Origin of the sequence: Ruegeria pomeroyi DSS-3 (genome assembly GCF_000011965.2) — a bacterium.
GTDB classification, from domain to species: domain Bacteria; phylum Pseudomonadota; class Alphaproteobacteria; order Rhodobacterales; family Rhodobacteraceae; genus Ruegeria_B; species Ruegeria_B pomeroyi.
Genome location: NC_003911.12, coordinates 3,489,087 through 3,513,069, shown reverse-complemented (window position 1 = coordinate 3,513,069; position 23,983 = coordinate 3,489,087). Strand labels below are relative to the sequence as shown.

At 64.6% G+C, this 23,983-nt stretch carries 25 protein-coding genes; 13 read left to right on the top strand and 12 right to left on the bottom strand.

Annotated features, from left to right (window positions below):
• Positions 1-134: 134 nt before the first annotated feature.
• Positions 135-1,967, bottom strand: coding sequence for a dihydroxy-acid dehydratase (gene ilvD, locus SPO_RS16780; protein WP_011048997.1), 1,833 nt, complete (start codon positions 1,965-1,967; stop codon positions 135-137).
• A 178-nt stretch (positions 1,968-2,145) separates the two neighbouring features.
• Between ilvD and SPO_RS16775 the strand changes: the two genes are divergently transcribed.
• Positions 2,146-2,715: a helix-turn-helix domain-containing protein gene (locus SPO_RS16775; RefSeq protein WP_011048996.1), complete on the top strand. Its 570-nt coding sequence runs from the start codon at positions 2,146-2,148 to the stop codon at positions 2,713-2,715.
• A 23-nt stretch (positions 2,716-2,738) separates the two neighbouring features.
• Here SPO_RS16775 and SPO_RS16770 read toward each other — a convergent pair whose 3' ends face one another.
• A complete protein-coding gene (locus SPO_RS16770; RefSeq protein WP_011048995.1) occupies positions 2,739-3,506 on the bottom strand; it encodes an isocitrate lyase/PEP mutase family protein in 768 nt (255 codons plus the stop codon).
• Entirely contained in the window at positions 3,503-4,576 is a 1,074-nt protein-coding gene (locus SPO_RS16765; protein WP_011048994.1) for a bifunctional transcriptional activator/DNA repair enzyme AdaA, read from the bottom strand. The genes SPO_RS16770 and SPO_RS16765 overlap by 4 nt, the downstream gene beginning before the upstream one ends.
• A gap of 162 nt (positions 4,577-4,738) precedes the next feature.
• On the opposite strand from SPO_RS16765, the gene SPO_RS16760 reads away from it, so the two are divergent.
• Positions 4,739-5,056 (top strand): DUF3775 domain-containing protein, encoded by a 318-nt coding sequence (locus SPO_RS16760; protein ID WP_011048993.1) that lies wholly within the window; start codon positions 4,739-4,741, stop codon positions 5,054-5,056.
• Between the two features lie 110 nt (positions 5,057-5,166).
• On the opposite strand, the gene SPO_RS16755 is transcribed toward SPO_RS16760, so the two are convergent.
• Genes SPO_RS16755 through SPO_RS16735 form a run of 5 tightly spaced genes read right to left on the bottom strand, consistent with a single transcriptional unit; the run spans position 5,167 to position 8,912 of the window.
• Positions 5,167-6,309, bottom strand: a complete 1,143-nt coding sequence (locus SPO_RS16755; protein WP_011048992.1) for a saccharopine dehydrogenase family protein — start codon at positions 6,307-6,309, stop codon at positions 5,167-5,169.
• 13 nt (positions 6,310-6,322) lie between these two features.
• Positions 6,323-6,571 carry a SemiSWEET family sugar transporter gene (locus SPO_RS16750; RefSeq protein WP_044028710.1) on the bottom strand — a complete coding sequence of 83 codons (249 nt, stop codon included), beginning with the start codon at positions 6,569-6,571 and terminating at the stop codon, positions 6,323-6,325.
• Positions 6,571-7,623, bottom strand: coding sequence for a saccharopine dehydrogenase (locus SPO_RS16745; protein WP_011048990.1), 1,053 nt, complete (start codon positions 7,621-7,623; stop codon positions 6,571-6,573). Before SPO_RS16745 ends, SPO_RS16750 begins: the two co-directional genes overlap by 1 nt.
• A 14-nt stretch (positions 7,624-7,637) precedes the next feature.
• Positions 7,638-8,252 carry a glutathione S-transferase family protein gene (locus tag SPO_RS16740; RefSeq protein ID WP_011048989.1) on the bottom strand — a complete coding sequence of 205 codons (615 nt, stop codon included), beginning with the start codon at positions 8,250-8,252 and terminating at the stop codon, positions 7,638-7,640.
• A gap of 9 nt (positions 8,253-8,261) precedes the next feature.
• Positions 8,262-8,912, bottom strand: a complete 651-nt coding sequence (locus SPO_RS16735) for a histidine phosphatase family protein (protein ID WP_011048988.1) — start codon at positions 8,910-8,912, stop codon at positions 8,262-8,264.
• 163 nt (positions 8,913-9,075) lie between these two features.
• Between SPO_RS16735 and SPO_RS16730 the strand changes: the two genes are divergently transcribed.
• Together SPO_RS16730 and SPO_RS16725 are read left to right on the top strand one after the other, a co-directional pair.
• On the top strand, positions 9,076-10,260 hold the full coding sequence (locus tag SPO_RS16730) for a Zn-dependent hydrolase (protein ID WP_011048987.1): 1,185 nt from the start codon (positions 9,076-9,078) through the stop codon (positions 10,258-10,260).
• A 99-nt stretch (positions 10,261-10,359) separates the two neighbouring features.
• Entirely contained in the window at positions 10,360-11,055 is a 696-nt protein-coding gene (locus SPO_RS16725; RefSeq protein ID WP_011048986.1) for an SGNH/GDSL hydrolase family protein, read from the top strand.
• A 9-nt stretch (positions 11,056-11,064) separates the two neighbouring features.
• On the opposite strand, the gene SPO_RS16720 is transcribed toward SPO_RS16725, so the two are convergent.
• Positions 11,065-11,346, bottom strand: coding sequence for a DUF1330 domain-containing protein (locus tag SPO_RS16720; protein ID WP_044029357.1), 282 nt, complete (start codon positions 11,344-11,346; stop codon positions 11,065-11,067).
• Between the two features lie 89 nt (positions 11,347-11,435).
• On the opposite strand from SPO_RS16720, the gene SPO_RS16715 reads away from it, so the two are divergent.
• A complete protein-coding gene (locus SPO_RS16715; RefSeq protein ID WP_230981749.1) occupies positions 11,436-12,317 on the top strand; it encodes a LysR family transcriptional regulator in 882 nt (293 codons plus the stop codon).
• Between the two features lie 9 nt (positions 12,318-12,326).
• On the opposite strand, the gene SPO_RS16710 is transcribed toward SPO_RS16715, so the two are convergent.
• Positions 12,327-12,719: an MAPEG family protein gene (locus SPO_RS16710; protein WP_011048983.1), complete on the bottom strand. Its 393-nt coding sequence runs from the start codon at positions 12,717-12,719 to the stop codon at positions 12,327-12,329.
• A gap of 113 nt (positions 12,720-12,832) precedes the next feature.
• Here SPO_RS16710 and SPO_RS16705 point away from each other — a divergent pair, with 113 nt between their 5' ends.
• Positions 12,833-13,417 carry a TetR/AcrR family transcriptional regulator gene (locus tag SPO_RS16705; protein WP_011048982.1) on the top strand — a complete coding sequence of 195 codons (585 nt, stop codon included), beginning with the start codon at positions 12,833-12,835 and terminating at the stop codon, positions 13,415-13,417.
• On the opposite strand, the gene SPO_RS16700 is transcribed toward SPO_RS16705, so the two are convergent.
• The gene (locus tag SPO_RS16700) at positions 13,404-14,111 is read right to left on the bottom strand and encodes a response regulator transcription factor (RefSeq protein WP_011048981.1); all 708 of its coding nucleotides are present in this window, start codon (positions 14,109-14,111) and stop codon (positions 13,404-13,406) included. The genes SPO_RS16705 and SPO_RS16700 overlap by 14 nt on opposite strands.
• Positions 14,108-16,006: a hybrid sensor histidine kinase/response regulator gene (locus SPO_RS16695; RefSeq protein WP_011048980.1), complete on the bottom strand. Its 1,899-nt coding sequence runs from the start codon at positions 16,004-16,006 to the stop codon at positions 14,108-14,110. The genes SPO_RS16700 and SPO_RS16695 overlap by 4 nt, the downstream gene beginning before the upstream one ends.
• Before the next feature lie 320 nt (positions 16,007-16,326).
• Between SPO_RS16695 and SPO_RS16690 the strand changes: the two genes are divergently transcribed.
• From SPO_RS16690 to SPO_RS16660, 7 genes are all read left to right on the top strand, one after another.
• Positions 16,327-18,300 carry an AMP-binding protein gene (locus tag SPO_RS16690; RefSeq protein ID WP_011048979.1) on the top strand — a complete coding sequence of 658 codons (1,974 nt, stop codon included), beginning with the start codon at positions 16,327-16,329 and terminating at the stop codon, positions 18,298-18,300.
• A 93-nt stretch (positions 18,301-18,393) separates the two neighbouring features.
• Positions 18,394-19,212 carry an ABC transporter ATP-binding protein gene (locus SPO_RS16685; protein WP_044028707.1) on the top strand — a complete coding sequence of 273 codons (819 nt, stop codon included), beginning with the start codon at positions 18,394-18,396 and terminating at the stop codon, positions 19,210-19,212.
• Positions 19,213-19,253: 41 nt separating this feature from the next.
• Complete coding sequence (locus tag SPO_RS16680) at positions 19,254-20,240, top strand: branched-chain amino acid ABC transporter permease (RefSeq protein ID WP_011048977.1); 987 nt, start codon at positions 19,254-19,256, stop codon at positions 20,238-20,240.
• 78 nt (positions 20,241-20,318) lie between these two features.
• Positions 20,319-20,576 carry a hypothetical protein gene (locus SPO_RS16675; RefSeq protein WP_011048976.1) on the top strand — a complete coding sequence of 86 codons (258 nt, stop codon included), beginning with the start codon at positions 20,319-20,321 and terminating at the stop codon, positions 20,574-20,576.
• Positions 20,577-20,579: 3 nt separating this feature from the next.
• Entirely contained in the window at positions 20,580-21,656 is a 1,077-nt protein-coding gene (locus tag SPO_RS16670; protein ID WP_011048975.1) for a branched-chain amino acid ABC transporter permease, read from the top strand.
• An 82-nt stretch (positions 21,657-21,738) separates the two neighbouring features.
• A complete protein-coding gene (locus SPO_RS16665; RefSeq protein ID WP_011048974.1) occupies positions 21,739-23,022 on the top strand; it encodes an ABC transporter substrate-binding protein in 1,284 nt (427 codons plus the stop codon).
• A 110-nt stretch (positions 23,023-23,132) separates the two neighbouring features.
• A complete protein-coding gene (locus tag SPO_RS16660; RefSeq protein ID WP_011048973.1) occupies positions 23,133-23,969 on the top strand; it encodes an ABC transporter ATP-binding protein in 837 nt (278 codons plus the stop codon).
• Positions 23,970-23,983 lie beyond the last annotated feature (14 nt).

Sequence of the window (23,983 nt, the reverse complement as noted above, 5' to 3'; positions counted from 1 at the left end):
GCCCGTCGTCGATGTTTCTGGCGAAACATCTCCTTCCGTTGGGGCGGGCGCCGCGCCAGTGGCGCGGCGCCCGGATCGCCAGTTTGTGGGCGAGGACGCCCGTCAGGGCGGACCGAGCCGCCCCTTGCGCCAGATCAGACCTGACGCACAGCGCCCTTGGCGGCACTGGTGGTCAGCTTGGCATAGGCCTTGAGCGCGGTCGACACCTTGCGCTTGCGCGGTTTGGCCGGATGCCAGCCCTTGGCCTCTTGCGCCGCACGGCGGGCGGCCAGCACCTCGTCCGACACTGCCAGATGAATGCGGCGGTTGGGAATGTCGATCTCGATCCGGTCGCCGTCCTCGACCAGACCGATGGTGCCACCCTCGGCCGCCTCGGGCGAGACGTGACCGATCGACAGCCCCGAGGTGCCGCCCGAAAAGCGTCCGTCGGTCAGCAGCGCGCAGGCTTTGCCCAGCCCTTTCGACTTCAGGTAGGAGGTCGGATAGAGCATCTCCTGCATGCCCGGCCCGCCGCGCGGCCCCTCGTAGCGGATCACCACAACGTCGCCTTCCTTGACCTTGCCGGTCAGGATGTTGTTGACCGCGTCGTCCTGGCTCTCGCACACATGGGCGGTGCCGGTGAACTGCAGGATCGAGGCGTCCACGCCGGCGGTTTTCACGATACAGCCATCCTCGGCGATATTGCCGAACAGGACCGCAAGCCCGCCGTCCTGACTGAAGGCGTGCTCCTTGGAACGGATCACGCCGCCTTCGCGATCGGTATCCAGATCCTTGTAGCGGTTCGACTGGCTGAAGGCCTGGGTCGTGCGCACGCCTCCGGGCGCGGCCTTGAACAGGCTCTCGGCCTCGGGGTTGTTGGCGACCTTGATGTCCCATTTCGCAATCGCCTCACCCATCGAGGCCGAATGCACCGTGCCGCAATCGTCATGCAGCAGCCCGGCGCGGCTCAGTTCTCCCAGAATCGAGAAGATGCCGCCCGCGCGGTGCACATCTTCCATATGGACGTTTGCGGTATTGGGCGCGACCTTGCACAGGCAGGGCACCTTGCGGCTGAGCCGGTCCATGTCGGTCATGGTGAAATCCACCTCGCCCTCATGGGCGATGGCCAGAAGGTGCAGCACGGTATTGGTCGAGCCACCCATGGCGATATCCAGGCTCATCGCGTTCTCAAACGCCTCGAACGTCGCGATTTCACGCGGCAGCAGGCCCTTTTCCTCGCCCTCGTAATGGCGCTTGGTGATCTCGACGATGCGGCGCCCGGCCTCGAGGAACAGCGCCTTGCGGTCCGAATGGGTGGCCAGCGTCGAGCCATTGCCCGGCAGCGCAAGCCCCAGCGCCTCGGCCAGGCAGTTCATCGAGTTGGCGGTGAACATGCCCGAGCAGGAACCGCAGGTGGGGCAGGCGTTCTCCTCGATATGCTGCACCTGTTCGTCGGTGAACTTGTCGTTGGCGGCGGCGACCATGGCATCGACCAGGTCGATCTTGGTCATCTCCAGATCGGCGATGTCGATCTTGCCCGCCTCCATCGGCCCGCCCGAAACGAAGATCGCCGGGATATTCAGCCGCATCGCCGCCATCAGCATGCCCGGCGTGATCTTGTCGCAGTTCGAGATACAGACCATCGCATCGGCGCAATGGGCGTTGACCATGTATTCGACACTGTCGGCGATCACCTCGCGCGAGGGCAGCGAATACAGCATGCCGTCATGACCCATGGCGATGCCGTCATCGACTGCGATGGTGTTGAACTCCTTGGCGACGCCGCCGGCGGCCTCGACCTCGCGCGCGACCATCTGGCCCAGGTCCTTCAGATGTACATGACCCGGCACAAATTGCGTGAACGAGTTGACGATGGCGATGATCGGCTTGCCGAAATCGCCATCGGTCATGCCGGTCGCGCGCCAGAGCCCGCGCGCGCCGGCCATGTTGCGTCCATGGGTCGAGGTTCTGGATCGGTACATTGGCATCTTGCTGTTTCCCTTTTGCCCGCAGCGGGCGGTTGATCTGGGTCGGCGCGCTGGGGTCGCGCCGGTTGATTTTGCCTTGCCCGTCCCTGCCTGACCCTTGTCTGATCGGGGCGGACGTTATAGCGTACGCTACAGCATGGGCGTTATAACGCACAAGAGTATTTGCGGGGCACGAGGCATGCAGCCGGACGAAACAACCCTGAAACTGCGCGAGGTGCGGGCGGCGGCGGGCCTGAGCCTGGCCAAGGTGGCCGAGCTGACCGGAGTCAGCAAGGCGATGCTGGGCCAGATCGAGCGTGGCGAATCAAGCCCCACCATCGCCACGCTGTGGAAGATCGCCAAAGGCTTTCAGATGCCGCTGAGCGCGCTGCTCGGTCCCGCCGCGCTGCGCGACCCGCATGATGCGCGACTGTTCCGCACCGTGACCTTTCCCGGCAGTATCGAGGTCAAGATCGTGTTTCCCTTTGACCCTCTTTTGGGGGCCGAGACCTTTCACGTGGCCCTGAAACCGGATCAATCCCATCAAAGCGCTGCCCATGCCGCCGGTGTCACCGAAGAGGTGTTTGTGTTGCAGGGCACGCTGGAGGTTTTGCGCGAGGGCGATTGGGTTCCGGTGGCGTCAGGCCAGGGCCTGCGCTTTGCCGCCGACCTGCCGCATGGGTATCGGGCCGGCCCCACGGGCGCGGCCTTTCTGAACATGCATCACTATCCACGTGAGGCCACCGCTCCGGCGCCGATCCCGGGCTGACACCGGTTCCGGCGCCTGCCACGCTAGAATTTCAACGCCGCCTCCGCCGCGCGGGTCAGTTCGGCCATGGCCATGATCCAGGGGGCCGGGCCGTGACTGATCCGGGCCACACCCAGAGCAGCCAGTTGGGCGTGACCGGGCGCCTTGCCGGTCTGCATGATGTTCACGGGCAGCGCGGTGGCGGCGCAGACCTCCCCGATCAGATCGGGCGTGACCAGCCCGGGCAGGAACAGACCGTCCGCGCCCGCCTCGGCATAGGCGCGGGCCCGGGTCAGCGCCTCGCCCATCAGGGCGGGATGATCCTCGGGTGCGCTGCCCTGAAAGAATACGTCCGAGCGCGCATTGATGAACAGCGGCACGCCGGTCGCCTCGCCCGCGCGGCGCAGGGTGGTGAGGCGCGCGACCTGTTCGGAGAGCGGCAGCAGACCCTGCTCTCCGATGACGCGATCCTCGAAATTCACGCCCACCGCACCGGTGGCGATAACACGCTCGGTGTTGGTGGCGAGATCTCCGGGGCGGCTGGCGAACCCCGCTTCGAAATCGAAGCTGACCGGCAATTCGACCCGGCTTGCCATCCGGGCCAGGATCTGCAGCGCGAATTCCAGCGGCATCTGCTGCCCGTCGGCATAGCCCTGGGCGGCGGCCAGCGACCAGCTGCCGGTGGCAATCGCGCGCGCCCCGGCCTTGGCGATCGCCTGCGCGCTGCCCGCATCCCACGCGTTATACAGGATCAGGGGCTGCCCGGGGCGGTGCAGTGCGGCAAAGGATTGGGCAAGGGCGATCTGGTTCATGCGGGTGTCCTTTCGGTCTGGGCATAGGCCCGTTCAAGCTCGATCAGGCGCTGTTTGCGCCACAGGCCGCCACCATAGCCGGTCAGCGCCCCGTCGGCGCCCAGGACCCGATGACAGGGGATCACAATCGCGATCTGGTTGGCGCCATTGGCCCGCGCCACGGCCCGGACCGCCTCGGGGCGGCCCAGCCTGCGGGCCAGTTCGGAGTACGAGACGGTGCTGCCGGCGGGAAGCTCTTGCAGGGCCTGCCATACCCGGCAGGTAAAGGGGGTTCCGTGCAGGGCCAGATCCAGATCGAACCGGGCGCGGCGTCCGGCCAGAAAGGCGGTCAGCTGCGCCTCGGCCTCGTCGATGGGGGGCAAGCGGCCAAAGCCCATATCGCCCTTGCAACTGGCATGCAGCCGCTTCAGCTCGGTCGGCAGTGCCTTGCGGTCGGCGAACTCCAGCAGGTGCAGGTGAGTGCGGTCGCTGACCGCGATCATCGGACCCAGCACAGTATCGAACCAATCAGCCCTGAGCCGCGCGTTTGCGCGAAAGCTGCCGGGCGGCAGGCCGAGATGGCGTGCGAATGCCGCGCGAAAGGCGGCCGGAGAATCATATCCGGCCTCGATCTGGGCGTCGATCACCCGCCCACCCTGTGCCAGCGTGGTCAGCCCCGCCTGCAATCGCGCCTGCCGCGCCATGTCGAGAAAGGTTTGACCGAACTGCCGCTTGAAGCTGCGCCGCACGGTCGAGGGATCCAGCCCCATCGCCGTCAGACCCCCTTCGGTCCAGCGCCGGGCCGGGTCGGCCTCAAGCGCGGCAAGCAGGCGGGTGACGACCGGGTCGCCGTCGCCCTCGGGGCGCAGCGGCCGGCACCGCAGGCAGGCGCGATACCCGGCGGCCAGACAGGCGGCCACGGTGGGCAGGAAATGGCAATTCTCGCGCTTGGGCTTGCGCGCGGGGCAGGTCAGCCGGCAAAAGATACCGGTCGAGCTGACGCCGACATAGGCGCGCCCGTCCCAGGCGGGATCGCGCGCCAGGAGTGCGGCATAAAGCGTGTCGTCATCGGGCAGGAACAGATCGGTCATGTGCCGAACCTAGCGCAACTGCCCCGGCATGGTCGCCGGAAATCGGGCGTCGATAGCATTTCTGCCCGACCCTCTTGGCTCCGGCCTATTTGCGTAAGATCAAAGACGCCACCGGCGCCGCCTGCTTGATGGAAACAGGACACGCGAACAGGAGTTGGGCGAATGTTGGAGATTTCCGCACGCAAGGTGGCGCAGGTGGCGATGATGGCGCGCGAGCTGGATCGGGCCGAGGGCGAGCTGCGCGCCTTCATTGACCGGATGGGTGAGGACGAACAGGCCGAGCTGGTCGCGATCATGTGGATCGGGCGCGGCAGTTTCGAGACCGAGGAACTGGCCGAGGCGATCGAAACCGCCAAGGCCGAGGCGACCACGCCCTGCGCCGACTATCTGCTGGGCTCGCCGCATCTTTCGGACCATCTGGAAAACGGTCTGGATGCGCTCGGCATCTCGGCGGAGGATGTGGAAAACGATCTGATGTAAGAGCCGGCGGAGGGGCGAGGGGCCTTGCCCCTCGCCTACAAAATTCGTCGAATTTTGTAGGCTCCTCCGGAGCGATTTGCGCGAAACAAAGCGTCTGATCCGCGTCCCGGTCAGGCGGTGTGATCGACGATTTGCAGGTGTTGCGCAAGCGTGGCGACTTCTGCCATCCAGCGGGCCAGCAGTTTCGGATCGCTCGAGGCGGCGTGCACGCCAGCGGGGATTTCTCGGTTCAGCACCGCCTCGACCGCCAGCGAGACCGGGATCGAGACCAGCCGCGCCATGGCGGTGCCGCGTGCGTCGCCCCAGGCGTCCATCACATAGGATTTGTGCCAGACCTCGCGCCCGTCCTTCTCGGCCTTCAGTCCAACGCACAGGACCACGCGGTCCGGTTCGCCCTGGTCATAGGCGTTCTCGGCCCAGAACTGGTCGGACATCTCCTTGAGCCGGGCATCGCCTTCGGGACCCGACAGCGTCTCGATTTCGCGGAACACATCGCCCCAAGCGTCGGCCCATCCGTTGAGCCGCAGGGTGCCGCGCACGAACTCCTTCACTGGCCAATGCTCCTTGAAGTGGTACTGGCCCATGAAGGGCAGCGAGTCGCGGTTGGGATAGACCTCGAAGCTTTCAGGGGTGGGCAGCGGCGCGGTGTAGCTGCTGATCGCATCCCAGGGGCGCGCCACATCCAGCGGAGCATAGTCCCGGATCGAGCGCGAGGGCGAGCGCAGCGCCTTGAGCACGCCCAGCGGCGACCAGCTGAACTTGTAGCGGAACGGGTTGGGGTGTTTCGGGATGCCGCCGCAATAAGAAATGAAGCTGAGATGGTTCTGGGCGTCAAACGCGTCCGAGGCGCGGTAATCGGCCACCAGCTCATGCGCCATCAGGTGGTCGATGCCGGGATCAAGGCCGATCTCGTTCACCAGGCTCACGCCGGCCTCGCGGGCGCGTTCGTCCAGCGCGCGCATTTCGGGCGCGATGTACGACGACGAGACGAAATGCGTGCCCTTGGCGATCGCCAGTTCGGCCAGCGGCACGTGCCAGTCGCCCGGCAGCATCGAGACCACCACGTCGCCCTTGGCCAGCACCGCGCCGAGCGCGTCGATGTCGAAGGCGCGGATGTCATCCGTCAGGTCGCCCAGCTCGGCCCGCGCCTTTTCGACGGTCCGGTTCCAGACGGTGAGCGCGTGGCCCGCCTCGATCAGGCGGCGCAGGCCAGGAATGGCCGACAGGCCGGTGCCACACCAATGGATGGTCATGAGGGTATCTCCCTTATCCGAATTTCAGTTTGGCGGTGATGATCGACAGGACGATCACCGCGGCGCAGGCATTGGCGATGATCAAAGGCAAGTCCCCGACCAACAGCCCGTAGATCAGCCACAAGGTGACGGTCAGCAGGAACAGCAGGTTAGAGGGCAGCGACAGACCGGCGGTATCGCGGCTGGACCAGGCTTTCCAGGCCTGCGGGATCCAGCAGATCGTGCCCAGGGTACCGGCCAGAAATCCGAGATAGATTTCCATCACCCCTCCACATGGCCAAGGAAGGTGGCCCGTGCCCGGCCCCAGACGCCTGCATCCAGATCAGTCAGCGTCAGCAGCGAGGGCAGCAGTTGCGCGGCATAGTCCTCGCTGCTTTCCACCGGCAGCATCGAGGGCAGGTTGTCGATCGCCATCACGTCAAGCACTGGCGCCTCGGCCACCCGCAGTACGGGCGCGTCCCAGCTGGTGGCACGGTCATAGACCGGCACCGGGTTGTAATCGCTGTCGGGGTCGCAGGCCACGTCGCCGATGGCGGTCAGGGCGCGCGGCGCGCTCAGCGCCTCGCGCGGTACAAAGACCGGCGTGCCGGGGCGGGCAAAGATGCAGTTTAGAAAGATGTCATGGGCGAGAATCTCGGGGAACGGCCCACCGCTTGCGGTTTCGGCCATGTCCCATTTGGTGACCTCGACCCCCATTGCGGTGCAGAGATCGGCGGCCCCGGTGCCGACCCGGCCCAGCGCGCCGATCACGATGGCACGCGGGCGCGGGGCGCCGGTGGCGTCGAGTTCCGCGGCAAGCGCCGCGTTCAGCGTATCCTTGCCGGGATAGACTCCGACCGGGCCGCAGATGCCGCCCTGCTGCTGCGCGGCCCAGGCCTTGAGCGTGACCGCCGCGCCGGCATAGCCAGCCCAATAGCCGAATGCCGCGACCCGGCGACCGTTCTCGTCCACCAGATATTCCAGATCGTATAGCGTGCCGCCCCCGGCCTTGAACCGTTCCAGCAACCGGCGACCCGAATGCTGCCCCTTGAAGGCATGGCCGAACATGATGTGGCGGTGCGGCAGGGGGGTGCCATCCTCGGGCAGTTCCTTGAGCCCAAAGATGATGGCGTCACCTGGCGCATCCGGCCAGCTGTTCTCGGGCGCGATCTGACAGCCCGCGTCGCGATAGCCGTCGAGCGGAATGGCGCGAACCGAGCTTTCCTCGACCGTGACCCGGAGACCGGCGGCGATCAGGGCGGCGGCGCCTTCCGGGGTCAGCCCGACCCGTTCCTCGTTCGGGCGCTGTTCGGCCCGGACCCACAGATGCGTCATATCTTGTCCTTTGTTCAAAGCAGACCGGCGGCCTTGACCGCGCGAACCGACTCGCGGGCCTCCATCGCGGCGCGAAAGGCGCGGATTTTCGGGAAGGGTTCCAGATCGACCCCGTCGCCCTCGAGCCAGCCGGTCACCACGTAAAGATAGCAATCGGCGATGCTCAGCACCTCACCCAGCACAAAGGGGCCGCGCAACCCGTTCCTCTCGACATAGGCGGCCGAGGTCGCCATCGTCTCGGGCACCTTCGCGGTCATGTCGGCCCAGCTGTCGGCGCGGTCGGCCCAGCGGGCGCCGCGCAGCTTGTGGGCGTGGTTCACATGCATGGTCGTGGCGAGGTAATACATCACCTCGCGCATGCGGGCACGCAGCAGCGGATCTGCGGGCACCAGCCCCTTGTCGGGCGCACTGTCGGCGATGAATTCCAGCAGCGCCCCGGTTTCGGTCAGGATGCCGCCCGGCAGCGCCAGCGCGGGAACCCGGCCCTTGGGGTTGATCTGCTGATAGGCGGGTTTGGTCTGTTCGGCGGCGCGAAAGTCGAGCTGTACTTTCTCATGCTCGATCCCCGCCTCGTGAAGCGCGATGGCGACGGCCACGGAAATGGTGCCGGGCGCACAATAAAGCTGCATCGGATCCCCCTAGAGATGGGTCTGGGCAAACTGCCGCTCTGGGGCCTCCAGATGCGGGACGGCGTTGAACAGCACCGGGCTGAGATGCGTGCCGATCGGGTAGAGACGATGCATCGACGTGTTCATGATGGCAAGGGCCACCCGCGCCATCGCCGGTATGTCCAGTCCCATCGCCTGACGCATCACCATGGAGATCAGCCCGCCCGAGGTGACCACGATGGCCGGGCCCGCCCCCTGGGCAATCTCGGCCAGCGCGGTCTGAACGCGGGTTTCGAACTGTTCGAAGCTTTCGGGTGCATCCTGGATGCGGCCCTCGGCCCAGGCGGTGAAGGTCATCGGCAGATGCTCGACAAACCCCTCGCGATCCTCCGGAACGACGACCCCATGCTGGGTTTCGAACAGCTCGGCGAGGGTGAAGTATTCGATCTCGTTCAGGCGCGGGTCCTGTACCACATCGGCGAGCCCCATGCTGGCTGCGGTTTCCAGGTGGCGGGTCAGGGTGCCGCAGTAGACGCGCGGATGATGGGCGCGGGTGTCGGCCAGATGCGAGCCCAGCCAGCGTGCCTGCTGGTGACCCAGATCGCTCAACCGATCATAACTCGCCTCGTCACGGGCATGGGTATTGGCCTGGCCGTGACGGATCAGGGTGATGTGAGACATGTCATCCTCCACTTCGGGCAGACTCTTAGGCAAGGATCGGGCCGGGGGCCAGAGGGGTTTGGTGCCGACTGCGCGAATTTACCGGGCGTCGGCGCGTGTGGCTGGTTGCGGATGCCTCCGGCGGGAGTATTTTCAGCGAAATGAAGGGGCGGGAGGATATGCGATGACGGTAAATGCAGAGCGGTTTCTGGAGGACCTGAACACGCTGCGCAGTTTTGGCGCGGCGGGCGTGGGCAAGGGCGTGGTGCGGCCGGCCTATTCCGAGGCGGATATCGCGGCGCGCCGCTGGCTGGCGGGCCGGATGGAGGAGGCGGGGTTGCAGGTGCGCTTCGACCCGGTCGGCAATCTCTTTGGCCTGGCAGCGGGGCCGTCGCTGCTGATGGGGTCACACTCCGACAGCCAGCCCGAGGGCGGCTGGCTGGACGGCGCGCTGGGGGTGATCGCGGCGCTGGAGATCGCGCGCAGCAGCGACCGCCCGGTCTCGGTCGTCAGTTTTCAGGACGAGGAGGGGCGGTTCGGCGTCACCACCGGCTCGGCAATCTGGTCCGGGCACCTGCCGCTGACCGAGGCGGATGGGCTGAGCGATCATGCGGGCGTGTCCTTTGCCACGGCGCGGGCGGCGATGGCGGATCTGGCGGGCGATTTTGTCGATCCGGCGCAGTTTACCGGCTTTGTCGAGATGCATATCGAACAGGGGCCGACGCTGGATATCGAGGGCGAGCAGATCGGGGTGGTCAGCGATATCGTCGGTATTCGCGACATGAAGGTGACATTCGAGGGCCAGCAGAACCACGCCGGTACCACGCCGATGCACCTGCGCCGCGACGCATTCCAGGCGCTGGGTGAGTTCAACGCGCGGCTGAACGACCGGTTCCGCAACGTGGTTACCCCGCGCACTGTCTGGACCATCGGTCATGTGAACCTGCACCCCAATGCCTCGTCCATCGTGCCGGGGCGGGCACGGTTTTCGATGCAGTGGCGCGATGGCGACACGGCCCGGCTGGCGCGGATGGAAGAGATCATCCGCGCCACGGCGCTGGAGGTGGCGGAGGCGCGCGGCATGAAGCTGAGCTTTGGTCCACTCCTGGGGCTGGAGCCGGTGGAGATGGACCGGGCCCTGCGCGCGGCTCTGGAACAGGGCGCCGAAGCAGTGGCGCCCGGTCGCTGGCGTTCCATGCCCTCGGGTGCCTTGCACGATGCCACCAACGTATCGCGCCTGATGCCGGTGGCGATGCTCTTCGTGCCGTCGATCGGCGGGATCAGCCACGACTTTGCCGAGGACACCCGCGAGCAGGAGCTGCTCGCCGGGCTGCGGGTGTTGGACCATGCGGTGCGAGTGCTGGTTTGATCCGCCAGAAAATCCGCACGCTGCCATGTTTCTGCCCGCTTCTTCCGGCATTTTGCAGACGAAGAATTTGACTCGAATTTGTCTGAGGGTTGCGACGGTATGTTACGAACGCTTTTGTTCCTTGTCACTTTTACCGGTGTTCTGGCGGCCTGCCAGGACTCGGTGAGCCGAAATCAGGATGCGCGCATCCTGGCGATAGGTGATTCCCTGTTGTCGTGGAATTCGGCGCTGGGCAGCTCGATCCCCGATGTGATCGAAAAGGAACTGGGGCAGCCGGTGGTCGACCGGTCCTTCGGCGGCGCCTGGATGCTGACCCGCGACGAAGGGGACGAGGGGCGCGGGCTGAACGTGCCCTACCAGTACGAACCCGGCAATTGGGATTGGGTCGTGGTCAATGGCGGCGGCAACGATCTGTTGTTTGGCTGCGGCTGTGGGCGCTGCGGCACCGTCATGAACCGTTTGATTTCCGAGGATGGAGAAAGCGGCCAGATCCCCGATCTGATCCGCCGCATTCGCGGTGAAGGGGCGCGGGTGATCTATCCCGGCTATCTGCGCAGCCCCAACCTGCTGACCCCGATCGAGCATTGCAAGAACGATGGTGACGAGTTGGAGGCGCGGATCGCCCGATTTGCCGAGACCGACGCGGGCGTGTTCTACATCTCGATGCAGGATATCGTGCCGCCGGGTGGGCTGACCTATTTCGCGCCTGACCTGATCCACCCGTCGCGCAAGACCAGCCGCAAGGTGGGCGAGCGGCTGGCCTCGGCAATCCGACAGTTGGATGCGCGGCCTTAGGGGTCTGTTCTAACCCAAAAGCAGGATCTCGGTCTTACCGGCGCTGCGGCGCAGGGCGTGCAGGTCCGCCAGGGTGGGATCGTCGATCCAGGCGCGCGCGGCTGCCGCGTCGGGAAAGCTGAGCACTGCGGCGACATCCGGGATATCGGGCGTGCCATCCAGTGCCGAGGCGGCGGGCGTCGCGGCCTCGACCTTGCCGCCATGACGGGCAAGGGCGGCGCCGGCCTGTTCACGATAGGTGGCCAAGGCGGCAGGGTCGGTCACACGGGCCTTGAAAACGGCATAAATCATATCGATCTCCTTCCTGGTTGCGATGACCCAAGAATAGTCACGCGAATGTGTGTCAAAAACGCGTGGTAATGCATGAGTGGCATGCATAAATGCATGTCATGCAGGTGGATTGGGACGATCTGAAAACCGTACTGGCCGTGGTGCGCGGCGGCACGCTTGCTGCCGCGGCGGCAGAGCTCGATATCAACTATACCACCGTGTCGCGGCGGATCCTGCGGGCCGAGGCGGCGCTGGGCGAGGTGCTGTTCGAGCGGCTGGCCGATGGCTATCGCGCCACCGATGCCGGCCGGATGGTGGCAGAGCACGCCGCCGGCATGGAGGCGCGGCAGGATGATCTGCTGCGCCGGTTGCAGAGCCGCGACCAGAGCCTGAGCGGTGAATTGGTGATTACCGCGCCGCAATTGCTGGTCGGGCCGCATGTGGCGCCGGTGATGGCGCGGTTTGCCGCGGCGCATCCGCAGGTGCAGATTCACCTGCGCGCCACCAATGATCTGCTTGACCTGACCCGGCGCGAGGCCGACCTGGCCATCCGCATCAGCCGCAGCCCGGGCGATACGCTGACCGGTCTCAGGCTGTGCGCGCAGCATGCGGCAAGCTTCGCCACCCCGGAGTTGGCCGAACGCCTGGCCGAAGACCCGGAAGCGGCGGTCGACTGGATCGCCTATGAACAGAACCCGCGCGTGCCTCCCACTATCCTGGAGCGCTATCCGAACACCCGCCTGCGCATGGTGTTCGACGATATGGCAGCGATGGTCGGGGCGGCGCAGGCGGGGCTGGGCGCGGTACGGATGCCGATGTTTCTGGGCCGGGCCAGCCCGGGGCTGGTGCAGGTGCCGCTGCTGGCGCCGCAACCCTATGCCGATATCTGGGTGGTGGCGCATCGCGATGTCTGGCGGGCAGCCAAGCCGCGCGCCTTTCGCGAGGTGCTGGTGCCCTGGTTCAAGACGAACAGGCCACTTTTCGTGGCCTGATCCGCCCGCTCAGATCAGGATTGCCACGCCCCCTGCCAGCAACAGCGCGGCGGTTCCAGCCGCCGAGACGAACCGCCCGGCCTTGCGCCAGAGCGGTGCCTCTGGCTGCGCATAAAGGACGAGGGGATGCAGCAAGCGGAATGCAACCAGTAGCCCGCCATAGAGGTGCAGCCAGGTGTCGGCGATACCCTGCATCTCCATCAGCAGCAGGATCAAAGCCGTCATGGCGGCATATTCCGAGAGGTTCCCGAACCGGCGGATCGCCAGCGCCAATGCCGCATCGTCGCCATCGCCCAGGGCCACATTGCTGCGACCGCGCTGGACGCCGGTCCAGGTGGACAGCACCGCCATCAGGATCGCCAGCAGCGCGGCATAGATCGGGGTTACATGCAATTCGGTCATATCGTGCTCCAGATTTGTGCCGCAAACCTGGATGTCCTCGGTCGCGGCCACTTGCGCCAATCTTAAAGATTAATGTATGTTGATCAACATGTATTTTAAGGAGCACGAATGTCATGCGCCTGACCGCTGAAGACAAGGACAAGATCACCCGCCGCATTCTGGAGAGCGCCGCCAAGGCTTTTCGGGCGGATGGATACGATGCGGTCAATCTGGATCGGATCATGGCCGGGGCCGGGCTGACCCGAGGGGCGTTCTATGCGCATTTCAAATCCAAGGATGATCTGTTCTGCGCCGTTCTGCGCTTTCAGCATCCGCTGCTGCGGATGCTGAAGGCCCGGCCCGGGGGTAACGGTCCGGCCTTGGCCGATGAGATGCGCGCGGTGCTGGCCGGGTATCTGGAACCGATGCATCTTGAGACGGTGTTCAAGGGGTGCAGTCTTGCCGCGCTGACCGGCGATGCCACGCGCGCCGGGCCGGAGGCGCGCGCCGCCTACCAGGCGGGCTGGCAGGACATACTGATAGAGATGGCGCGGGGTCAGAGCGTGCCGCCGTCAGCCTTCGCCCCGGTCTTGACGCTGGCCAGCGGCGCGGTGCGCAGTGCCCGGGCGATGTGCGATGCGGAGGCGCGGGCAGAGCTGCTACGCGAAGTGGCACAAGCGGTTGATCAGTTGCTGGATCGGGCGCTCAGCGCCAGCTGACATCGCCAAGGAAGATATAGCCCGCCCCGTAGATCGTCTTGATCAGACGCGGGTTCTTGGGGTCTTCGCGCAGCTTGGTGCGCAGGCGCGAGATGCGCACATCCATGGCCCGGTCGAAACTGTCGCCAGCGCCGCTGCCCAATGCCTCTTGCATCTGGGCGCGGCTGATCAGCCGTTTCGGGCTTTCCAGAAACAGCCGCAAAACCTCGCCCTCGGCATGGGAAAACGGGGTTTCGGCGCCGGTGTCATCCTCCAGCGCGTAGCGGTCGAAATGGGCGGTCCAGCCGTTGAACTCGGCGGTGTCGCCGCCGCTGGAGACCGGCCCGCGCTGGCCGTCGCGCAGGCGCGCGCGGATGCGGGCGACCACCTCGGCGGGGTCAAAGGGTTTGGTGATATAGTCGTCAGCGCCCAGCTCGAGCCCGGTGACCCGGTCCTGCACCTGTGCCCGGCCCGAGATGATGATCACCGCCGCGCCCTGTTCCAGCGCCAGCCGGTGCACCAGCGCCAGCCCGTCGGTATCGGGCAGCGACAGGTCCACCAGGCAGACATCCGGCGTCACCCGTTTCAGCGAGGCCTCGAATTCGCGGGCGCGCGAAAAGCTCTGGGTGCGGAACCCGGCCTCGGCCAGCGCCTCGGTCAGGATCAGGCGGATCTCGGGTTCATCGTCCAGAATGGTGACGAGCGGGGCAGTCATGATCCCTCCTCGGGTCGCAGCAGCGCGGCCAGTTGCGCGCGGGTAAATGGCTTGCGCAGCACCGGACCGCGCGCCAGCGCCTCGCGGTGCAGCGGATCGGACAGCGGCAGCGAGGTCATCAGGATACAGGGCAGCGATTTGGGCAGCCGCTTCAGAAGGTCGATGCCGGTGGCGTCACCCTCAAGCCGGATGTCGGACAGAACCAGCGCGATATCCTCGATATCGGCGGCCAGCGCGCTGGCCTCGTCGGCCGAGGTCGCCTCGATCACCGTATGCCCCAGATCGACCAGCATGTCACGGAAGGTCGCGCGCAGGTCCTCGTTATCCTCGACCAGCAGCGCCAGCCCGCCTTGCGCCTGCGGTGCGGCGCGATAGGGCAGGCGCAGCGTCACCGCGGCGCCGGTGGCGGTGTTGGCGACGCGCATGTCTCCGCCGGCCAGCTTGACCATGTCATAGACCATGGGCAGGCCCAGCCCCGATCCCTCGCTGCCCTTGGTGGTGAAGAACGGGTTCAGCGCCTTGCCCAGAGCCTCTTTGGAAAAGCCCGGCCCGGTATCGGTCACCGCGATCTCGATCCAGATGCGCGAGATGGCATGGGCGCTGATCGTGATCTGCCCATTGGCGCCACAGGCATCGCGGGCGTTCAGCACCAGGTTCAGAAGCGCATCCTGCAACATGCCGGCATCCAGCATCAGCGCCTCGTCGGGGGTATGGTCCAGCACGCTCAACCCGATCCCGCGCGGCAGGCTGGGGGTGGCCAGCAGCTTCAGATCCTCAAGCAACCCATGCATATCAGTGGCGCGCGGGCGCAGGGTGCGGTTGCCGGTCATGTCGGCGATCCGGTTCAGCAACCGCCCGCCGCGCTGGGCGGTGGCCTGCGTGGCCGAGATCAGTTCGGCGGCCTCTTCGGGCAGGCCCATCTTTTCCATCTTCGACATCATGCCCAGGATGATGGTCAACAGGTTCGAGAAATCATGCGCCAGCCCGCTGGTCATCTGTGCGGCCATCGCGCGGCGGCGTGACTGTTGCAGGGCGACGCGGGCCTGGGTTTCCGAGGTCACGTCCATCGACAGAATATAGACCCCGCCCGCCCCATCAGGGGTAAAGGCGACCCGGATGCGGCGGGAATCATGGGCTTCGTTGAATTCGAAAACCGGGCTGTCGCCGCCATAGGCGGCCTCCAGATGCGGTCCGATCTTGGAAAAGGCATCCGGGCCCAGTGCATCCGAGATATGCAGGCCTAGAATGTCCGAGGGCCGCCCGGGCATCACCGCGCTCAGCCGCCGGTTGGAATAGGTGTAATGGCCGTCGCGGTCCACATGGGCGATATGGGCCGGCATCATCTCGGTGGTCAGGCGGGTGCGGGCTTCGATCTCGGTCAGTTGGCGCTGGGCCTCTTCCAGCGCACTGATGGTGGCGGCCAGCTTGCGGTTGGTGGCGCCCAGCTCTTCGGCATGGGCCAGCAGCTGGCCCGAGAGTTCCTCGGACCGGGCGCGCAGCAATTCCTCGATTCGCTTGGTGCGGGTGATATCGGTATAGACCGTGACCCAGCCCCCCTGCGGCAGCGGCGCCCCCTCGATCGAGATCACCTGCCCATTGGCGCGAATCCGCTCGAAGTAATGCGGGACAAAGGCCAGCGCCTGCTCGACCCGGCTGCGGACAAGGGCGTCGATATCCTCGACCGGGCCGTAATCGCCGCGCTCGGCGATATAGCGGATGGTGTCGTCGAACCGCGCTCCGGGGCGGATCAGCCGGTCGGGCAGGTGAAACATTTCCCGAAAACGCCGGTTGCTGACCGCAAGACGCAGGTTGTTGTCATAGATCGAAAGGCCCTGTGCGATCAGGTTCAGACCGGCACTGGTCATGGCCTTGATCCACTGGTCGTTCCTGTCCATGGCTGGCATCCCCCCTGGCGTCATGGCTAGCACCGCCGAGAGAGGGGGAAAAGACTCTTGTCCAGCGCGTGCCAGCGGCAAAACGCCAACCCGGCGAACGCGCCCCGCAGGGGTGAGAGAGCCGCGATCAGATCGCAAGCCGGTCAGAATGACGCAGGGGGAGGGCTGTTACAATTCGTAAGAATTGCGAAAACATCACGAAAATATTGGCCCCGATCAATACGCCTGTCCCTGAGGGGGCAGAATCGTGTGGCCGGTGGCCCGGCAGGCGATGACGTCCGGCCCGTAGGAGCGGGTCGGCAACGGGAGGGAGAGAGAGATTGGCTCAGACGCAGTCTGGCGCAGAGGGGTTGCAGTCCCTTCCGGCGCTGCTTCACCGCAACGCAACCCAATACGGGAACCACCCCGCCTATCGGGAAAAGGAATTCGGCATCTGGCAATGCTGGACCTGGGCCGAGGTCGCGGCCGAGATCCGCGCCATGGCGCTGGGCTTTCTGGAACTGGGCGTCGCAAAGGGCGATCATGTCGCAGTGATCGGCCGTAACCGCCCGGCGCATTACTGGTCGATGGTCGCGGCGCAAATGGTCGGCGCGGTGCCGGTGCCGTTCTATCAGGACGCGGTCGCCGAAGAGATGGCCTATGTGATGGAGCATTGCGGCGCCAAATTCATCGTCTGCGGCGATCAGGAGCAGGTCGACAAGGTCATCGAGATTCAGGAGACCGTGAATCAGGTCCAGCAGATCCTCTATACCGACAAGCGCGGCATGCGGAAATACGACCACAGCCAGATGAACGCGCTCGAGGACGTGATGGCCGAGGGCCGCGCCGGGCATTACCGCTTCGACGCCGAGCTTGACCGCCGGATCGCCGAGATCACCTATGACGATACCTGCGTGATGCTCTATACCTCGGGCACCACGGGCAAGCCCAAGGGCGTGGTTCTGTCGAACCGCAACGTGATCGAAAGCGCCAAGAACTCGGCCAAGTTCGACAATCTGACCAAGGACGAGAACATCCTCTCGTACCTGCCGATGGCCTGGGTGGGCGATTTCATCTTCTCGATCGGACAGGCCTATTGGTGCGGCTTCTGCGTGAACTGCCCTGAAAGCCCCGACACGATGATGACCGACCTGCGCGAGATCGGGCCGACCTATTTCTTTGCCCCGCCGCGCGTGTTCGAGACCCAGCTGACCAACGTCATGATCCGGATGGAGGATGCCAGCACCCTGAAGCGGAACATGTTCCACCACTTCATGGCGCATGCCAAGAAGGTGGGCGGCAAGATTCTGGATGGCGAGCAGGTCAGTGCGGGCGATCGTCTGAAATATGCGATCGGCAACGCGCTGGTCTATGGGCCGCTCAAGGATACGCTGGGCTTTGGCAATGTGCGCGTGGGCTACACCGCGGGCGAGGCGATCGGCCCCGAAATCTTTGATTTTTATCGCTCTCTGGGCATCAACCTGAAACAGCTCTATGGCCAGACCGAAGCGACGGTGTTCATCACCGTACAGCCCGATGGTCAGGTGCGCGCCGATACCGTTGGCGTTCCGGCCCCCGATGTGGAGATCAAGATCGCCGAGAATGGCGAGATCTTCTATCGCTCGCCAGGTACCTTTGTCGAATACTACAAGAACCCCGAAAGCACGGCCTCGACCAAGGATGCCGAGGGCTGGGTCGCCACCGGCGATGCCGGGTTCTTCGAGGAAGACACCGGCCACCTGCGCATCATCGACCGCGCCAAGGACGTGGGCAAGATGGCCGATGGCAGCATGTTCGCGCCCAAATATGTCGAGAACAAGCTGAAGTTCTATCCCGACATTCTCGAGGCGGTGCTGTTTGGCAATGGCAAGGACCGCTGCGTCGCCTTCATCAACATCGACCTGACGGCAGTGGGCAACTGGGCAGAGCGCAACAACATCGCCTATGCCAGCTATCAGGAACTGGCCGGACATCCCAAGGTGCTCGACACCATCCGTTCGCATGTGGAGAAGGTGAATGTCTCGGTGGCCGAGGACCCGATGCTGTCGGGCTGCCAGGTGCACCGCTTTGTCGTGCTGCACAAGGAACTGGATGCGGATGATGGCGAGATGACCCGCACCCGCAAGGTGCGCCGCCGTATCGTCGAGGAGAAGTTCGCCGATATCATCGCGGCGCTCTATGACGGGTCCGAAAAGGTCTCGACCGTGACCGAGGTGACCTATGAGGACGGGCGCAAGGGCGCGATCAAGGCGACGTTGACGATCTGCGACGCCAAGGTCATGCCGACCGCCCCGCAGCAGGTGGCGGCGGAATGAGGTCCGGCGGGACGTCGCTCGCGCCCTTTGGGCGCATCGCCCCGCCCACCGTCCCGTCAGCCGGGGCACTGCCGAAAGACAAGGGAGACACCGATGCTTGACGCATCCGAAGGATACACCACCGCGGACGGCCGCAAGATTGGCGGCGTGGTGATGGAGATGAAGAACATCACCCTGCGGTTCGGCGGCGTGGTGGCCATCAAGGATATCAGTTTCGACATCCGCGAGGGCGAGATCCGCGCGATCATCGGCCCGAACGGGGCTGGCAAATCCTCGATGCTGAACGTGATCTCGGGCTTTTATGTCCCGCAGGAGGGCGAAGTCTGGTTCCACGGCAAGAAGCGCCCGGGGATGCGCCCCTATGAGGTGGCGCGCCAGGGGATCGCGCGCACCTTCCAGAATATCGCCCTTTTCGAGGGGATGAGCGTTCTGGACAACGTGATGACCGGACGTCTGAACTATATGAAGACGGGCCTGCTGAGCCAGGCGATCTGGAAGGGCAAGGCCGAGCGCGAAGAGGTTGAGAACCGCGAGGCGGTGGAAAAGATCATCGACTTCCTCGAGATCCAGCACATCCGCAAGACGCCGGTCTCGCGCCTGCCCTATGGCCTGAAGAAGCGGGTCGAACTGGCCCGCGCGCTGGCGGCAGAACCCAAGCTGTTGCTGCTGGACGAGCCGATGGCCGGCATGAACGTCGAAGAGAAGGAGGACATGAGCCGCTTCATCCTCGACGTGAACGACGAATTCGGCACCACCATCGCGCTGATCGAACACGACATGGGCGTGGTCATGGACCTGAGCGACCGGGTGGTGGTGATGGATTACGGCAAGAAGATCGGGGATGGCACGCCTGAAGAGGTGCGCAACAACCAGGAGGTCATCGATGCCTATCTGGGGGTGGCCCATGACTGATCTTTGCATGAACGACACGATGAAATCCGGGGGCACGGGATATGTCTGACCAACTGATTTTCGGTATCGAGGTGATCCTGAACGGCCTGATGGCGGGTGTGCTCTATGCGCTGGTGGCGCTGGGTTTCGTGCTCATCTACAAGGCGTCGGGCATCTTCAACTATGCCCAGGGTGTGATGGCGCTGTTTGCCGCCATGACCCTGGTCGGCATCATGAACGGACAGGTGCCGTTCTCGCATCTGATCAACGCCGTATTCGGCGGGCATATCACCCATTTCGGGTGGAACGTGCCCGGCTTCGTGGCGATCCTGCTGACCATGGCGGTCATGGTCCTGCTGGCCTGGGCGGTGCAGCAATTCGTGATGCGCCACCTGGTCGGGCAGGAGCCGATCATCCTGTTCATGGCCACCATCGGGCTTGCCTATTTCCTGGAAGGCGTGGCCGACCTGATGTGGGGCTCGGAGATCAAGACGCTGGATGTGGGCCTGCCGCAGGGCCTGAACGTCTGGATCGACGACACCACCTATGGCATCTTCGGCTACGGGTTCTTCATCGACAATCTGGACATCGTGGCAACCGTGATCGCGGCGCTGCTGGTGGCGGCTCTGGTGGCCTTCAGCCAGTATACCAAGCAGGGCCGGGCGATGCGTGCGGTGGCCGACGACCACCAGGCGGCGCTGAGTGTCGGCATCTCGCTGAACTTCATCTGGGTGCTGGTCTGGTCGGTTGCCGGTTTCGTGGCGCTGGTCGCGGGGATCATGTGGGGCACCAAGTCGGGCGTGCAGTTCTCGCTGTCGCTGATCGCGCTCAAGGCGCTGCCGGTGCTGATGCTGGGCGGCTTCACCTCGATCCCCGGCGCCATTGTCGGCGGGCTGATCATCGGTGTGGGCGAGAAACTGTTCGAATTCGCGATCGGCCCGATGGTGGGCGGCGCGACCGAGAACTGGTTCGCCTATGTTCTGGCGCTGATCTTCCTCGTGTTCCGGCCGCAGGGCCTGTTCGGCGAGAAGATCATCGAAAGGGTCTGAGGCTCCGGTGGGCGACCCCGTTGCGCGTGCCGCGCAACGAGACCCGCCCGCCCGGAACCTTCGCAAAGGGGAGGAAAGATGAACAAGCTGATCGCCATCGTCAATGTCGTCGCCTGGTCGGGCTTCTGGGCCTTTGGGTATATCGCTCTGACCGCGCAAGACCTGAGCGAGCGTCAGCTGATCATCGCCAGCCTCCTGGCCTTTGCCGGGTTCATCATGGGGATCGTCGCATATCTGCGGCTGGTCCGGGCCGCCGAAGCGAGCGGCTATGCGAAAAAGACAAATCAACTCGATGCCGCGGCCCGCAACCGCGCGCAGTCCGAAGGGGGCATGTAAGCGATGTTCTACCGTGAAGCCGGAGATTTCAAAACCTCCTACCAGGCCGATAGCCAGACCTTTCCGATCAAGTTCGACCGTTATCGGTATTACGTGGTGCTGGCGGTTGCCTTCGGGATCATCCCGTTCATCATCAACGACTATTGGGCGAATGCGCTGCTGATTCCCTTTCTGATCTATGCGATCGCTGCAATCGGGCTGAACATCCTGGTGGGTTATTGCGGTCAGGTCAGCCTGGGGACCGGCGGGTTCATGGCCGTGGGCGCCTATGCCTGCTACAAGCTGATGACCGCCTTTCCCGAGGTGAGCATGTTCATCCACGTGATCCTGGCCGGTGGCATCACCGCCGCGGTGGGGGTGCTGTTCGGCCTGCCCAGCCTGCGGATCAAGGGGTTCTATCTGGCGGTGGCCACGCTGGCGGCGCAGTTCTTTCTGGTTTGGCTGTTCAACCGGGTGCCGTGGTTCTACAACTATTCGGCCTCGGGCCAGATCAACGCGCCCGAGCGCGACACGTTCGGCATCATCATCACCGGCCCCAATGCGCCGGCCTGGGCCACCTATCTGTTCTGCCTGGTCTTCCTGACCGCTTGTGCGCTGATCGCCCGCAACCTGACCCGTGGCACCATGGGCCGGACCTGGATGGCGATCCGCGACATGGATATCGCGGCCGAGATCATCGGGGTGAACCCGCTCAAGGCCAAGATGACAGCCTTCGCCGTCAGCTCCTTCTTCATCGGCATCTCGGGCGCGCTGTTCTTTGCGCTTTATCTGGGCGCGGTCGAAGTGGGCGAGGCCTTTGGTATCCAGAAATCGTTCCTGGTGCTGTTCATGGTGATCATCGGCGGCCTCGGTTCGATCTTCGGTTCCTTTGCCGGAGCGGCCTTCCTGGTGCTGCTGCCGGTGGTCCTGAAGGTCGTGGGCGCCGACATGCTGGGCTGGCCCACCGATATCGTGGCGCATCTGCAGCTGGTGATCGTCGGCGGGCTGATCGTCGTGTTCCTGATCATGGAGCCGCATGGGCTGGCGCAGCTGTGGCGCGTGGCCAAGGAAAAACTCAGACTCTGGCCCTTCCCGCATTAAGGCGGGCAGGTCCAACCCGATACGGGGCGGAAAGATCGCCTCGTACACCACCATCGGTCTAAACCAAGGGAGGAGAAACCCGATGAAAATGAAACTGGCAACCGTGGCGCTGGGCGCCCTGATGGCCGCAGGTCCGGCGCTGGCTGACCTGACATTCCCGTCGCTCAGCTATCGTACTGGCCCCTATGCGGCGGGGGGCATCCCGTTTGCCGACGGCTATGCCGACTATTTCACCCTGCTCAACGAGCGGGATGGCGGCATCGGCGGCGTCAAGGCCAACGTGCTGGAGTGCGAAACCGGCTACAACACCGAAAAGGGCGTCGAGTGCTATGAGTCCACCAAGGGCCAGGGCGCGCTGGTGTATCAGCCGCTGTCGACCGGCATCACCTATCAGCTGATCCCCAAAGCCACCGCTGACGGCATCGCGATCCACTCGATGGGCTATGGCCGGACCTCGGCGAAGAACGGCAACGTGTTCAGCCATGTCTTCAACTATCCCGCCAACTACTGGGATGGTGCCTCGGGCGCGGTGAACTACCTGCTGGAAATCAACGGCGGCGACATCAAGGGCAAGAAGATCGCGCTGGTCTATCACAACTCGGCCTATGGCAAGGAACCGATCCGCACCCTGGAAGAGCTGAGCAAGAAGCACGGCTTTGACCTGAGCACGCTGCCGGTCGATCACCCGGGTCAGGAGCAGAAGTCGCAGTGGCTGCAAATCCGCCGTGACAAGCCGGACTATGTCCTGATGTGGGGCTGGGGCGTGATGAACCAGGTCGCCGTTCAGGAAGCCGCCAACATCCGCTTCCCGATGGAAAACTTCATCGGCATCTGGTGGTCGGGCTCCGAGAATGACGTGCTGCCCGCAGGTGACGCGGCCAACGGCTACAAGGCGCTGACCTTCCACAACGTCGGTACCGCTTTCCCGCTGTTTGACGACCTGCAGAAATACGTCATCGACGCCGGCAAGGCCGCAGGCGCCGGTGATCAGGTCGGCACCGTGCTTTACAACCGTGGTCTCTATGCCGCCATGCTGGCTGCCGAAGCCGCCAAGAAGGCACAGGAGATCTCGGGCAAGGCCGACATCACCGCCGCGGACATGCGCGACGGTATGGAAGCGCTGGAAATGACCGAAGCGAAGATGGCTGAACTGGGCCTGCCGAACTTTGGCCCGACCTTCTCGGTGTCCTGTGGCAACCATGGCGGCGACGCCCTGGTCGGCGTGACCCAGTGGGATGCGACCTCCAAGACCTGGTCGCTGATCTCGGACTTCAAACCGACCGACGGCGACGTCATCGGCGCGTTGATCGAGGAAGACTCGAGCGCCTATGCCAGCGAGAACAACATCTCGCCGCGCTGCAACTAAGACCGCAACCGGCCCGTGATACGGGCCGGCGATGAACCCGGGACGGCGGTCCGCCGCCGTCCCACCCCCGATCATCCCCGGCGAACCGGGGCCAATGAGGACAAGCGCGGATGCTGGATGCGGCAAAAACCACGGATACGCAGGTGGAAACCCTGCTGGAGGTCAACAATATCGAGGTGATCTACAATCACGTGATCCTCGTGCTCAAGGGTGTCAGCCTCACCGTGCCCAAGGGCGGGATAACCGCATTGCTGGGCGGCAACGGCGCGGGCAAGACGACAACGCTCAAGGCGGTGTCGAACCTGCTGCATTCCGAACGTGGCGAGGTGACCAAAGGGTCGGTCAAGTATCGCGGCGAAACGATTCACGAACTGGATCCGGCCGCCCTGGTGACCAAGGGCGTCATCCAGGTGATGGAAGGCCGCCATTGCTTCGAACACTTGACGGTCGAGGAAAACCTGCTGACCGGCGCCTATACCCGCAAGGATGGCAGCGCCAATATCCAGCGCGATCTCGAACTGGTCTATAACTATTTCCCCCGCCTCAAGGAGCGCCGCCGCAGTCAGGCCGGCTATACCTCGGGCGGTGAACAGCAGATGGTGGCGATGGGCCGGGCGCTGATGTCGCGCCCCGAGACCATCCTGCTGGATGAACCCTCGATGGGTCTGGCGCCGCAGCTGGTCGAGGAGATCTTCGAGATCGTCCGTGATCTGAACGAGAAAGAGGGCGTGTCCTTCCTGCTGGCCGAACAGAACACCAACGTGGCGCTGCGCTATGCCCATTACGGCTATATCCTGGAATCCGGCCGTGTGGTGATGGATGGCCCCGCCAAGGAGCTGCGCGAGAACCCGGATGTGAAGGAATTCTATCTCGGCATGTCCGATGATGGCCGCAAGTCGTTCCGCGATGTGCGCTCCTACCGTCGCCGCAAGCGGTGGCTGAGCTGATGAGGGATCATGCG